The organism is Nocardia sp. CWNU-33, assembly GCF_046764895.1.
GTDB lineage: Bacteria > Actinomycetota > Actinomycetes > Mycobacteriales > Mycobacteriaceae > Nocardia.
On sequence record NZ_JBKOQN010000025.1, the window covers coordinates 1 to 11954 of the forward strand.

13 protein-coding genes are annotated in these 11954 nt (G+C 64.3%); 7 read left to right on the plus strand and 6 right to left on the minus strand.

All coding sequences use genetic code 11. The features are described from left to right. Nucleotides 1-575: 575 nt before the first annotated feature. Both secY and ACLMAL_RS27840 read left to right on the plus strand, forming a co-directional pair. Nucleotides 576-1886, plus strand: a complete 1311-nt coding sequence (gene secY / locus ACLMAL_RS27835) for a preprotein translocase subunit SecY (protein WP_412001791.1) — start codon at nucleotides 576-578, stop codon at nucleotides 1884-1886. 76 nt (nucleotides 1887-1962) lie between these two features. Further along, on the plus strand, nucleotides 1963-2811 hold the full coding sequence (locus ACLMAL_RS27840) for a LuxR C-terminal-related transcriptional regulator (protein ID WP_412001792.1): 849 nt from the start codon (nucleotides 1963-1965) through the stop codon (nucleotides 2809-2811). Nucleotides 2812-2950: 139 nt separating this feature from the next. Here ACLMAL_RS27840 and ACLMAL_RS27845 read toward each other — a convergent pair whose 3' ends face one another. Beyond that, a complete protein-coding gene (locus ACLMAL_RS27845; RefSeq protein WP_412001793.1) occupies nucleotides 2951-3889 on the minus strand; it encodes an undecaprenyl-diphosphate phosphatase in 939 nt (312 codons plus the stop codon). Nucleotides 3890-4002: 113 nt separating this feature from the next. Here ACLMAL_RS27845 and ACLMAL_RS27850 point away from each other — a divergent pair, with 113 nt between their 5' ends. Next, a complete protein-coding gene (locus ACLMAL_RS27850) occupies nucleotides 4003-4176 on the plus strand; it encodes a hypothetical protein (RefSeq protein WP_412001794.1) in 174 nt (57 codons plus the stop codon). Between the two features lie 294 nt (nucleotides 4177-4470). Next, the gene (locus ACLMAL_RS27855; protein ID WP_412001795.1) at nucleotides 4471-5307 is read left to right on the plus strand and encodes a peptidoglycan-binding domain-containing protein; all 837 of its coding nucleotides are present in this window, start codon (nucleotides 4471-4473) and stop codon (nucleotides 5305-5307) included. Between the two features lie 497 nt (nucleotides 5308-5804). Here ACLMAL_RS27855 and ACLMAL_RS27860 read toward each other — a convergent pair whose 3' ends face one another. The 4 genes from ACLMAL_RS27860 to ACLMAL_RS27875 form a co-directional block, all read right to left on the minus strand. Continuing rightward, a complete protein-coding gene (locus ACLMAL_RS27860; RefSeq protein WP_412001796.1) occupies nucleotides 5805-6128 on the minus strand; it encodes a hypothetical protein in 324 nt (107 codons plus the stop codon). 126 nt (nucleotides 6129-6254) lie between these two features. Beyond that, complete coding sequence (locus tag ACLMAL_RS27865; RefSeq protein ID WP_412001797.1) at nucleotides 6255-7397, minus strand: alkaline phosphatase family protein; 1143 nt, start codon at nucleotides 7395-7397, stop codon at nucleotides 6255-6257. Between the two features lie 42 nt (nucleotides 7398-7439). Next, nucleotides 7440-7754, minus strand: coding sequence for a nuclear transport factor 2 family protein (locus tag ACLMAL_RS27870; RefSeq protein ID WP_406230723.1), 315 nt, complete (start codon nucleotides 7752-7754; stop codon nucleotides 7440-7442). 107 nt (nucleotides 7755-7861) lie between these two features. After that, entirely contained in the window at nucleotides 7862-8476 is a 615-nt protein-coding gene (locus tag ACLMAL_RS27875) for a TetR/AcrR family transcriptional regulator (RefSeq protein ID WP_412001798.1), read from the minus strand. 110 nt (nucleotides 8477-8586) lie between these two features. Between ACLMAL_RS27875 and ACLMAL_RS27880 the strand changes: the two genes are divergently transcribed. Together ACLMAL_RS27880 and ACLMAL_RS27885 are read left to right on the plus strand one after the other, a co-directional pair. Further along, entirely contained in the window at nucleotides 8587-9672 is a 1086-nt protein-coding gene (locus ACLMAL_RS27880; RefSeq protein ID WP_412001799.1) for an SDR family oxidoreductase, read from the plus strand. An 11-nt stretch (nucleotides 9673-9683) separates the two neighbouring features. Beyond that, a complete protein-coding gene (locus ACLMAL_RS27885; RefSeq protein WP_412001800.1) occupies nucleotides 9684-9893 on the plus strand; it encodes a hypothetical protein in 210 nt (69 codons plus the stop codon). A 48-nt stretch (nucleotides 9894-9941) separates the two neighbouring features. Here the strand turns inward: ACLMAL_RS27885 and ACLMAL_RS27890 are convergent, their stop codons facing one another. Beyond that, nucleotides 9942-10532 carry a hypothetical protein gene (locus ACLMAL_RS27890; RefSeq protein ID WP_412001801.1) on the minus strand — a complete coding sequence of 197 codons (591 nt, stop codon included), beginning with the start codon at nucleotides 10530-10532 and terminating at the stop codon, nucleotides 9942-9944. 111 nt (nucleotides 10533-10643) lie between these two features. On the opposite strand from ACLMAL_RS27890, the gene ACLMAL_RS27895 reads away from it, so the two are divergent. Continuing rightward, nucleotides 10644-11528, plus strand: a complete 885-nt coding sequence (locus ACLMAL_RS27895) for an LLM class F420-dependent oxidoreductase (protein WP_412001802.1) — start codon at nucleotides 10644-10646, stop codon at nucleotides 11526-11528. The last annotated feature ends 426 nt before the right edge of the window (nucleotides 11529-11954 follow it).

Genomic DNA, 11954 nt, shown 5'->3' on the forward strand with positions numbered 1-11954 from the left:
GTCGCTCACCAACTCAACGATCGTCCACGCAAAACGCTCGACTGGGAAACCCCAGCCGAGCGTCTGCGTGATCTACTTACCCGCTAAAAGCAGGCAGTGTTGCGACGACCCCTTGAATTCACCCATCGGCTCCGGGGCTTCCTCTGTGATTCGCTGCGGTGATTCCGGTGACCGTCGATGTCGGTGTCGGAGACGGTGTAACAGGGTTCCACCTCACCTGCGTCATGGACCGAACGAGCCACCGACACTAGGACTTTCGCACCTACATTTCGAAGCCTGCTCACGCGGCGCGCGATTCGACGAACCTGTTCGACTCCGCGCTCGTAGCGCACATCCTCGCCGCCGACATAGCGTCGGGCACACGACAACTCAACACATGCACATGCCGAATAACGTGCGCTGCCGAGACGTCCGGAGCCGATGACTCCCGCCGTCGGGGGAGATCGAAATCCGACCCGCGGCCGACGTGGCCGAGGCATGAATTTCCGTACTGTCCAAGTCGCGCGGCAGGTTCGGCTCCTCCTTTCACAGAGTGAGCGCCTGTCCATCACACGCGTCGTTTGTCAGGAGGATATGTGCTTCCCGCCCTCGTATCGGCTTCCCGGACACCGGACCTACGGCGGAAGCTCCTTTTCACACTGGGCCTGCTCGCGCTGTACCGCCTCGGAGCGATGCTTCCGTCGCCCGGTGTCGACTACAAGTCGATTCGCATCTGTATCGCATTCGTCTCCGGCGGAGACTCCGCCGGGATTTATCAGCTCATCGATCTCTTCTCGGGCGGCGCGATGCTGCAACTGTCGGTGTTCGCGATCGGGATCGTGCCGTACATCACCGCTGGCATCATCACTCAGCTGCTGACCGTCGTGATCCCGCGGTTCGAGGAGCTGCGTAAGGAAGGCCAGTCCGGTCAGGCCAAGGTCACGCAGTACACCCGTTATCTCGCAATGACATTGGCCGTCCTGCAGGCGTCGGCCTTGGTAGCGCTGGCTGCGCATGGGCAGCTACTGCGCGGCTGCCCCGCGAACATCCTGGCGGACAGATCGCTGTTCGGCATGGTGGTCACGGTGCTGGTGATGACCGCGGGCGCGGCGGTGGTCATGTGGATCGGCGAACTGGTGACCGAACGCGGTATCGGCAACGGTATGTCGCTGCTGATCTTCGCCGGTATCGCGGCTCGAATCCCGAGTCAAGGCAAGGCGATTGTGGACAGCCAGGGCGGGCTGATCTTCGCCGCGGTCTGCGTTGCGATGTTTCTGACGCTCGTGGGGGTGATCTTCGTCGAGCAGGGCCAGCGACGAATTCCGGTGCAGTATGCCAAGCGCGTGGTCGGCCGCAAGATGTATGGCAATTCATCGACATATCTGCCGCTGAAGGTTAACCAGGCCGGCGTCATTCCGGTTATCTTCGCGTCCTCGCTGCTGTATATACCGACCCTGCTCGCGCAGTTGACCTCGAAGAATTCGGGCAAGTGGCAGGAGCTGATCGAGAAGTACCTGGTCACCCCAGGCGATCCGGTTTATGCGACGATCTACTTCGCGCTGATCCTGTTCTTCACGTACTTCTATGTCGCGATCACATTCGACCCGGCGGAGCGCGCGGACGAGATGAGAAAGTTCGGCGGGTTCATCCCGGGCTACCGCCCGGGCAGGCCGACCGCGAACCACCTGGGGTATGTCCTCAGTCGGATTACCCTGCCCGGCTCCATCTATCTCGGCGCTGTCGCGGTACTGCCGAACCTGCTACTGCACTTCGGCGCAGTCGGCTCGGCACCGAGCCTTGCGGTCGGCGGTACCTCGGTGCTGATTGTGGTGAGCGTCGGTCTGGACACGATCAAACAGATCGAGAGCCAGGTGATGAACAAGAACTACAGGGGGTTCTTGCGCTGATCACTCCATCGGGGGAGCTCGAATACTCCCGATTGCCTATGTACGTCGAAGGCTCCGGAATCTACGGTCGTAGATCATGGCCACGACTACGTCGACACGCCCCCTGCTGCGGGTGGTGTCGTCGCTCTTGCTCGCGATCACCGCCACGATGCTGTCGGTGAGTTACGCGCACGCCGACACTCCGATCGCCAGGCGTGGCGAGACGGTGGAGTTCGACCCGTGCGGATCGGCAGGCGCACCGCCGGTCGACATCCTTACCGCTGCACAGCATTCGACGATTTCAGTGTTGCTGGCCAACGATCACGCACTGTTTCGTTCGGGCCTGCGGGCGGTGGTCGGCACCCAGCCGGACATCTACTGCATCGCGGAGGTCCCCGACACTGTCACCGCCATAAGGGAAATGGAGCGGTTACAACCCGACGTCGCCATTCTCGACCTCGACATGCCCGGTCTCGACGACACGGCCGCCATCGAGACGATCGCAGCACTCGGTAGTAGGACTCGGATCCTCACCCTCGCCACCTCTGACACCGATGAGAACCTCTACCGCGCACTGCGTCTCGGCACGAGCGGGTTCCTCACCAAAGCGCTGCCGTCCGAGGATCTGATCTCCGCCATCCGGATTGCGGCACGCGGCGCTGCCCTGATCGATCCACGCCTGACGCGCCGTCTGATCGCGCGGCTGACCGACGGAATCGAACCATTCCCCGCCGCACCGGAAGTCGAGACACTCACCGCCCGCGAACACGAGGTCCTGCTTCTGATCGCCAAGGCGTACACGAACCCCGAGATCGCCCGCGCCCTCGGCGTGGGCGAGCAGACGGTCAAGACCCACGTCTCCAACATGCTCGCCAAACTCGGTGTTCGCGATCGTGTACATGCCGTCGTCTATGCCCATACCCATCGCCTGGTTCCTCGCTCCTGACTTCCGCTGAGGCCACCTGGCTCGGTTGACGCAAGATTCTGGGGTCGGACTGCCTCTCGAAGCCGCGTGGCTGACTTCATCTCGGTGGTGCCACAGCGATAGGTCTGGATGGGATCGGGCGGAGCTCGAGGCCGAGACTTCAGCTGAATCGGACGATCGAGAGCACCCCGGCGACCACGCAGTAAACCGCGAACGGTAGCAGAGTGCGGGTCTGGAAGTACCGCTCGAGGAACCGTACGGCCAGCCAGGACGACAGTCCGGATACGATGGCGCCGACCAGCACCGGCCCTCGGATGCCGTCGGTCTCCGGTCCGATGAGTTCCGGTATTTCCAGTATCCCCGCGCCCAGGATCGCCGGAGTCGCAAGCAGAAAAGCGAATTTGGCCGCATGCTTGTATTCGAGACCGCGCCACAGGCCGCCGACCATGGTCAGGCCCGCCCGACTGAACCCGGTCAGCAGCGCGCCGACTTGAGCGAAGCCGATACCGACGGCATCCCGGATCCCGAGGGCGGCCAGTGGGCGGTCGGATTGGCGGCGGGTTTGCGCTTCGGCGGTGAGAACCCCAGTGAGGGCCTCCTGTCGGGCGAACCGTCGCCCATATTCCGCCAGCGAAGGCTCATTTCGCCGGCGCAATCCCTCACCGACGATCAGCACGACACCATTCAGCATCAGAAAGACGCCGGCGCAGAGCGGCGCCGCGAACAGCGCGTGCAGTGGATGTTCCAGCAACGGCCCGAGGACACCGACAGGAATGGTGGCGATCACGATCAGCAACGCCAACCGCTGCGCGACGGTGTCGCGGCGCCCGGTCCGCAGCGTGGTGATGAAACCGGCGACGATGGCACACCAGTCCCGCCAGTAGTAGCCGATCAGCGCCACCGCCGTCGCCACGTGCAAGGCCACCACGAACGCCAGATACGGTGTGCCCGTGGCCGACTCGCCTGGGCTGACCAATTTCTGCCAATCACCTCCGAGCCATGCGGCAACCAGCACGGAATGCCCGAGGCTCGAGATCGGGAACAGTTCGGTGACACCTTGCACCGCACCGATGACAGTCGCTTGAAAATAGGTGAGCATCGCGACGAGTCTCGCATGCGCACAACGGCAACTTCGTAGAGCCCCGCCCACGGACCGATATGCCCGAATGCCGCTTCCCTCAGCGGCTTTCGCCTCATTCGAGCTCACCTGTTGTGGATGCCGATCTCGTCCGCATCCGCCTGCTGGGCTACCAAATTCGTTGCGTGGCGGTCGATGAGATCGGCCACCACATCCGTGCGTTCTTCGACCACGCCGCCGCGCCGGCCATCGTCCTGGCCTTCGTCGGCTACGACTTCAAGCCGCTACGCGAGTTCGCCGAAAGATAATGGCCCATCTTCGATGGCAAAGGCCCCGATGTCATCAGTGACACAAGAACGAGGAAGAGAGTCTGACGGGCCGTCGCTTCGCGGGCGATGCGCGAGGCCGGTGGGCCTGAATCCGCGTAGTGGACTACTCAGGTCCTAGCGGGCTGAGCGCGCTAGCGTTCGGTCGCATCCGGCCTCGCTATATGACTCCACATCAGATCAGGCGACCAGACATGGTGCCATGACCAATCCGCGACGATCCTCGCCAGCACCGCGGGCTCGCTGCAGAACAGCGCATCGAAAGGATAACGAACCATGGGCCTGAAAAGCATGCTGTTCACCTCGCCGGACCGCGACCAACAGCTGGAGAACTGCCTGGTTTCCGATCCTGCGCATATCGGCGAGGGGATCAACGGTGTCGGCGAGCACGTGCGGCGGATTCAGATCGCGCTCAACGAGATCGACGATGCCGGTCTCGAGGTCGACGGCCGTTACGGAACAGACACCGGCGACGCGGTCGAGGACTACAAGAACGCGCGCGGCATTCTGGCCCCAGGCCAGGACGCAGCTGATCGCATTGTCGGCAAGGGCACGATCAAGAGTCTCGATGACGAAATCGACGTCCTGGAGAGGTCGACCCCACTGTCCACCAGCTTCGTCTCGCCGACGGAGGCGGGTCTGCCGCATACTCACCAACTGTGTCCGACCCCGCCGCGAGTGGCCAACCCAGGGCCCGACGGGCGCGCCGAGCATCGAGGCACCCCGATCAATCCCATCGGCAACGCAATGAAGATCAACATCTACGGCGAGGGAGAGACCGACTACATCGGCTTCGCCGACTTCGCGACCGAACCCCAGCACGCCAACGGCCGACCGATGACCTCAACGTTGGTCGACGGATGCGCCAGCGATATCTGCGTGCGCAGTTCACCGCTGAGCGCGGTGACTCTGAACGAGATCCGGCGGATCGCCCAGTCGGCTTTGGTCGGTGGATGCCGCTTCACCTACGCCTCGAACCAGGAAAAGTTCAAGACGCCCCGCGCCGACATCCTCAGCCTGGGCACGGTAATCCAGCAGCATCGTATCGCCAGTCCTACGGAGCCGAATAATCCCCTGGCCGACCTGGAAGTGTGGGTTGTCGACATGTTCTGACCTGCTGGCAACCAACCACCGAGGTTGAGATGCGAGTTAGCCCAACCGGACAGTCTCCAAATGCTGTCCCAGCGGTTCTCCGCGCCGTTCCTATCGGGGCCAGCCGGGTGTTTTGCACACGGATTTCGCAATGTTCTCGCGATAGCTCGCCCGGCGCGCTTGCCGGAGACTGGCTCACACGATCGCGCTCGTCGATCCAGTGGCGGTGGCATGGCCCGAGGGTATTCATGGAGAACGCTTGCGTCGAACGATTATTGAGCCCACCGACGCGATGCTGATGCGCTCCTCGAAGCAATGTATGAGGAGCGCCTCAGCGGATACTTCCTTGGTCCGACATGGCCCCGGCGGGTCGATCTCGTCGGCATCGCTACCGATGTGTGCAGGTCCAGGTGTCGGACTCGTTAGTGGCCTCTACCCGCCGGAACGCAGTGCCTCCGTCGAGCCGCCGGCAGCGTTGCGCCCATCCGTCACCGGGCGCAACACTGTTCGTCCAGAACTCACTTCGTGATGAAAATGCCTGCCACATCGGCTTTCTTGATCGGCGTATCCGCATTGCGCTGCGTGCCGCACAGCAGGTCCACGGAGATGATCGTCGCATCGACCACGGTGCCCGCAGGCTCGTGATCATCCTTGGTCTGCTCCTTGATGAACTTGGTGATCGTCACCCGCTTGGTGTCCTGGTCCTGCTTGACGTATTCGCTGCAGGGCGTGTCACCACCGCGATTGAGCACTCGCTCGATATCACTGCACCCCGCCAGCAGTAACACGACCGCCGCGACCCCGAGGCCGGTCCGGCCGGTCCGTGACAGCCTGGCATTCATCTATTCCTCCTGGCAGCTGGTCGCGCGCATTGTCCGCGACGATCGCCCCCAGCGTAGGGCCAATCAGGCTGGTCGTTCGCTATGGTCTGCGCGTGAGTTCGCCGTGCACCGCGCCGTACCGCACGATCACGTGCGATGGACGCGCAGCGGCACATTCATTTCCGCAGGTGTGAGGGATCCATGATGGCCGATCAGCATCGCTTGCAGTGGCTCGGCGCCGGTGCGGATGATGCCGCGGGAACCGGCGGCGACCACGACCAGATCGCCGATGCGGTCGGCGACGTGGGGGGAGACGGTGGGGCCGAACCAGCCGCGGGCGATGATGTCGGCGCGAGACAGCACGTGGAAGTCGGCGCCGAGGAATTCCTGCCAGGTCGCGGCGACGTCGGCGGCAGCGCCTCCGGTGGTGTAGACGTGGCGGGCGCGGGGTTCACCGCCCAGGCGGGCGACACCGTCCTGGAGGGGTGGGGTGTTGTCGAAGTCTATGCGGGCGTCGAGTTCCACCATGCCGTGGTCGGCGGTCACGACCAGTGCGGCGTTCGGGGGTAGGTGTTCGGCGATGGTGGCGGCGAGGCGGTCGACGTGCGCCAATTCCAGCAGCCATGCGTCCGAGGACGGCCCGCGCACGTGGCCGGTGGTGTCGAGGTCGCCGTGGTAGGCGTATACCAGTGCGCGTTCGCCCGCGCGCAGTGCTTCGGCGACGCCAGCGACGAGGTCGCCGGTCGAGACGTTGGGGCGAAACTCGCAGCCGCGCAGCACCGCTCGGGTGAGCCCGGAGCCGGCCTGATAGTGCGGGGCGACCTGTGTGACGGCGATGCCATCGGCTGCAGCGCGTTCGAAAACCGTTGCGTTGGGCTGGAATTTCTCCGGGATGAGCTCGCGCAGCAGGTCGACCTTCGGTCCTTCGCCGTGCAGGCGCCAGCGCAGTGAATTCACCAACCGGTCGTAGCCGGGAACGTTGATCAGGTAGCCGACGATCCCGTGCTCGCCGGGTGGGACACCGACGCCGAGAGAGCTCAGGCTGGTCGCGGTGGTACTGGGGAAGCCCGCCGCGAGCTCGGCCGGGACGAGACTCGACAGGAACGGCGCCACATCGGCATTCGCCGCGAGCGCCTCGGCGCCGAGGCCGTCCACCAAGAGCACGCAGATGCGGTTGGCGGTGCAGCCGAGGCTGAGCCGGTCGACCTCGCCGGGCACACCGAGCCCGGCGAGGAGCGAAGGAAACAGATCTGCGAGTGAGCCCGTACCGTAACGGGGCGCGACGAACACGTGCGTCAGCCTGTCAATATCAGGGCTGTGTCCGCAAGAGTTTCAGGCCTGCCCGGTCTCGAATCGGCTGACCTTGCCGTCGCGAAGGATGAAGCGCCAATTGGTGCGCATCGATCCCCAGCGCGAGTTGGTGTAGTTGGCCACCAGCTCGGTGCCGCCGTCGCCGATCGATTCGATCTCCATCCGACCGCTGCTGCCGAAGACCTCGGAGTCGGTCCACTGCGCGAGGTTGCGTTCGACACCGTCGTCGGACATCGACGCGTCATCGGTCAGGACCGCGAACAACCGGTCCTGGTCATTGTCATTGAGCGCGTCCACGAATTCTTGAACCACTGGATCGAGCTGCGGTGCGGTCATCCGGTCTTCCCTCTCGAATCGGGTGGGGAGCGTAGGGCGAAACAGCAAATATCCGGCACTCACTCTAGGGCAGTTCGGACCTCGGACGTGTGACGTTGCGGTGCGCGTTATGCGCTGGGCGCGATGAGTGCGGTGAAGGTGCGCATGATGTCGTCTACCAGTGCGGGGGCCTCGGTGCCGAGCTGGACCGAGCGCTTTTCCAATTGTCCGTCGAGCCACAGTGAGGCGAGACCGTGCGCGAGTCCCCACCAGGCGACGGCGATGGTGTCGGCTTTGTCGGCGGGCAGCAAGCCCGCGGCGACACAGTCGGCGACGGTGTCGGCCAGTACCGCGAACGCGGCGTCGCCCGCGTCCATGGCGTCGGGATGCTTGTCGGGCTGCGAGAGTTCGGGGCGAAACATCAGCCGGAAGTGTCCGGGATGTTCGCGGGAGAACCGCACGTAGGTCTCCGCGAGTGCGGTCAGCGCTTGCAGTGGGGTGTCCGCGGCCGCGCGTGCGGCCGTCACTTCGTTGCCGAGGAGTTGAAAGCCCTGGGTAGACAGTGCGGCGAGCAGTGCGGCGCGGTCGGCGAAGTGGTGATAAGGCGCGCCGGTGCTCACGCCCGCCTCCCTGGCCACGCGGCGCAGGCTCACCGCGCCGATGCCCTCGGTTTCGATCAACCGGAGGCAGGCGGCAAGCAGGGTGTCGCGCAGTGCGCCGTGGTGATAACTCGTCCGCGTCACTATCCGAGCCTATTCGACGAGTCCTGGACAACTCATCTATGCAATGCTTAGATTATCTGAGCGGCGCTCAGATCGGATGAGCGCTTCTCACCTTCGAAGCGGGTAAGCATATGGGCACACAGGTACTCGTCACCGGCGCAACAGGATTCGTCGCCGGACACTGCATCGCCGAACTGTTGAAGCACGGCTATGCAGTGCGCGCGACGGTTCGGGATCTCGGCAACACAGGCAAGCGAGCGCATTTGGTGGCGCTGGCCGATCGGATCGGTGGCGAGCTGACGTTCGTCGAGGCCGATCTCGACGACGATTCCGGCTGGACGGCAGCTGTTTCCGGCTGTGATTACCTCATGCATGTCGCCTCGCCTTTCCCGGCTGCTCCGCCGGACGACGAGCAGGAGCTGATCACCACCGCGGTGCAGGGCACGCTGCGGATATTGCGCGCTTGCGCCGCTGCCGACACGGTGCGGCGGGTGGTGCTGACGTCCTCGATCGCGGCGGTGGCGCACGGTCACGACGACCCCGAGGCGGTCCGCACCGAGGCGGACTGGTCGGTGGTCGAGCGCAGCGCGGCCTACCAGAAAAGCAAGACCCTCGCCGAGCGTGCCGCCTGGGAATTCATCGGTGAGCTGTCCGCGGAGCGGGGGCTCGAGCTGGTCGTGATCAACCCGGGAATGGTGCTGGGGCCGCTGTTGTCCACGGCGCTCAGCACGTCGATCGTTCCGGTGCAGTGGCTGCTCGGGCGCAGTGTGCCCGGCTCACCGCGGGTGGGTTGGTCGGTGGTCGACGTGCGGGATCTCGCGGTGGCGCACCGGCTGGCGATGGAGTTGCCGCAGGCGGCGGGCAGCCGATACATCTGTGCGGGCGAGCATGTGTGGATGCGGGAGATGGCGGCGACCCTTGCCGCGGAATTCGGCCCGCGCGGATTTCGGGTGCCCACCCGGGGCATTCCCGATCTACTGGTACGTGCGATGGCAGTGTTCGACAAGAGCGTGCGACTGGCGGTGCCGACGCTGGGACGACCGGAGCGACTCAGCGCCGATAAGGCACGCCGAGAACTCGGCTGGCGTATGCGCCCGGTGCGGGAAACCCTGCTGGACACCGCGGAGAGCCTGATCGAACACGGTGTTGTCGCGACGCCACGAGGCTCCACAACGCCGGTGCGTCGGTCCCGGCCGGCAAACGCTGTCGGCGCGTAGGGGGTTCGGTCATGCTGATTGCGACAGTGATCGTCACCGTTGTCACGCTGGTCAGGCGCTGGCTGGGACGGCGCACCGCCACGACATCGACAGCCGGAGCGCTGAGTCGTTCGCGAAGGTCGTCGCGATGGGACACCATGCGGCGGCCGGTGGCGGTATTGGCCGCGGCGGTGACGCTCGTCGGAATCGCTATCGCGGCTGGCACGCTCGCGCAATGTTGACCGGCCGGTCGCGGCGTGCTGAAGGTGCCGTGGAAAGGCATGGATACGTCAGAATTTGCCCGTTTGATGGTCGATACGGTGTCCCAGTTGTGCGCCGAACTCGGTGATGAAGGTGTCGGTGAGTGGTGGCCAACCCCAAAAGTCGAAGGCGAGTGCGCCGAGAGCGAACCCCCACGGCCATTGCCATTCGGTGACCGGGATCGCGTCACCGCAGGAATTGCAGGCGGCAGTGCCGACGCCGGTCTGCTCCCACGCGTCGATGCCGTTCCGGAATGGTCGCCAGATCTCAGGATCGGCTTCCCACTGCTGCGGGTAGTCGATGATCACCGTCGTAGCGTGGCACTGCGGGCACACCGCCGACTCCGGCTCGATCCCGCCCTGCCCGCCGTAGTGGTCGGCGCGCCCGACGATCACAGCTACCGGACCGGGGATCCAGTCGCCCCATTCCTGGGTGACCTGCGCCCAATCCGGTCCTGGCACATAACCTTTGTCCACCCCGAGGCTGTACATCGCGTCACCGGACATCTCCCGCGTGAGCAGCCGTCGGGAAATCATCCAGTCCAACATCCGGGCCGCCACCGCGTCCGCCTCCGTAGCGGGCACCTCGATGTCGACGATCCGTTCGAAGTAGTCACCCATGTTTGTCGAGCACCTCCTGAATCAGTGGTGCACACTCTGCCAGCACGGACCGACAGCGATTCCGGATACCGTCGGTGCCCTGCGGTCGAATCATGATGGTAGACAGACGTTATGACTGTGCCACGTCCGTTCCGGTTCGGCGTCAACATGGTGGTTCCCGATTCCCGCGCGAATTGGATCGAAAAGTGCCGTAGGGCAGAGGAATTCGGCTACGACGTGATCGGAGTGGCCGATCATCTCGGGATGCCTGCGCCGTTTCCCGCGATGATTCTGGCGGCTGAGGCGACCGAGCGAGTCCGGCTGAACACCTTCGTGCTGAACACGCCGTTCTACAACCCGGTGTTGCTTGCTCGCGATGTGGCGGGCGCGGACCAGTTCACCGATGGCCGAGTGGAGCTCGGATTGGGCGCGGGCTACGTGCAGGCCGAATTCGAGGCGGCGGGTATCCCGTTCGCCAGCGGCGGCAAGCGTGTCGAGCACTTGGAGAAGACGATCACCACGCTGCGCGGGCTGTTTTCGGATCCGGAATATCAGCCGCGCCCCGCACAGCCGTCCGGCCCGCCGATGCTCATCGCAGGCTGGGGTGACCGCCTGCTCGGCGTTGCCGCGAAGCACGCCGACATCATCGGATTCACCGGGGCCGCGGCGGCGCGCAATGGTGGGCCACTACAGATGGCGGGGGTCGAAGAAACCGCGGAGCGGATCGACTACGTGCGCGGTCTACTCGGCGCGCGAGTCGATCAGGTGGAGCTCAATATCCTGATCCAGCGCGTCGTTCCGCCGCATGAACTGGCGGCCGTGCTGGAAGTGTTCGGTCCCGCACTGCCGCCGGATGTCGCGGAGAGTCCGGAGGAGCTGCCGATCCTACTGATCGGGACGCCCGAGGAGATGGCGCAGCGGCTACGCGATCGCCGCGAGCGGTACGGCATCAGCTACATCACCGTGCTCGAAGACAGCATGGAGCACTTTGCGCCGGTGATTCCGCTCCTGCGTTAGCGTGCTTCGGCGTTTCCGGCCCCTGTATTCGTGATGACATCGACGATGTCTCGAGCAAGCGGCGCCGATTCTTCATTTTCCTTGTCTCCCAATAGATTTGGTTTACGTAGTGGTGAAGTATGGCGGTCGTGCCGGTGGTCGAGCGAGTGGCAAGGGCGGTCTCGAGGGTGGGCTTGTCGCCCGTGCCGTGTTCGACGACACACGTCCCCTGAGGGTCGGATGCCGAAAGCGCTGCTGACCTGCGGGCTCTGAACTATTTCGTGAGCGGTCGGCGTTGTCGGTCAACAAACAACAGCAGGTAATGGCGCCGAAAAGTGTGTCCTGACCTGCTGTTTCAGCGGAGGATAGTGGATTTGAACCCATCCATTTCCGCAGATGACTTGAGCATTCGGTCAAATCCTGCGTTTCAGGCCGTCTCGGCGCTGC

Bases quoted from the DNA above. Each gene is read 5' to 3' on its own strand.
- ACLMAL_RS27840 (WP_412001792.1), top strand. From the start codon at position 1,963: ATGGCCACGACTACGTCGACACGCCCCCTGCTGCGGGTGGTGTCGTCG.
- ACLMAL_RS27845 (WP_412001793.1), bottom strand. From the start codon at position 3,889: ATGCTCACCTATTTTCAAGCGACTGTCATCGGTGCGGTGCAAGGTGTC.
- ACLMAL_RS27855 (WP_412001795.1), top strand. From the start codon at position 4,471: ATGGGCCTGAAAAGCATGCTGTTCACCTCGCCGGACCGCGACCAACAG.
- ACLMAL_RS27860 (WP_412001796.1), bottom strand. From the start codon at position 6,128: ATGAATGCCAGGCTGTCACGGACCGGCCGGACCGGCCTCGGGGTCGCG.
- ACLMAL_RS27870 (WP_406230723.1), bottom strand. From the start codon at position 7,754: ATGACCGCACCGCAGCTCGATCCAGTGGTTCAAGAATTCGTGGACGCG.
- ACLMAL_RS27880 (WP_412001799.1), top strand. From the start codon at position 8,587: ATGGGCACACAGGTACTCGTCACCGGCGCAACAGGATTCGTCGCCGGA.
- ACLMAL_RS27885 (WP_412001800.1), top strand. From the start codon at position 9,684: ATGCTGATTGCGACAGTGATCGTCACCGTTGTCACGCTGGTCAGGCGC.
- ACLMAL_RS27890 (WP_412001801.1), bottom strand. From the start codon at position 10,532: ATGGGTGACTACTTCGAACGGATCGTCGACATCGAGGTGCCCGCTACG.
- ACLMAL_RS27895 (WP_412001802.1), top strand. From the start codon at position 10,644: ATGACTGTGCCACGTCCGTTCCGGTTCGGCGTCAACATGGTGGTTCCC.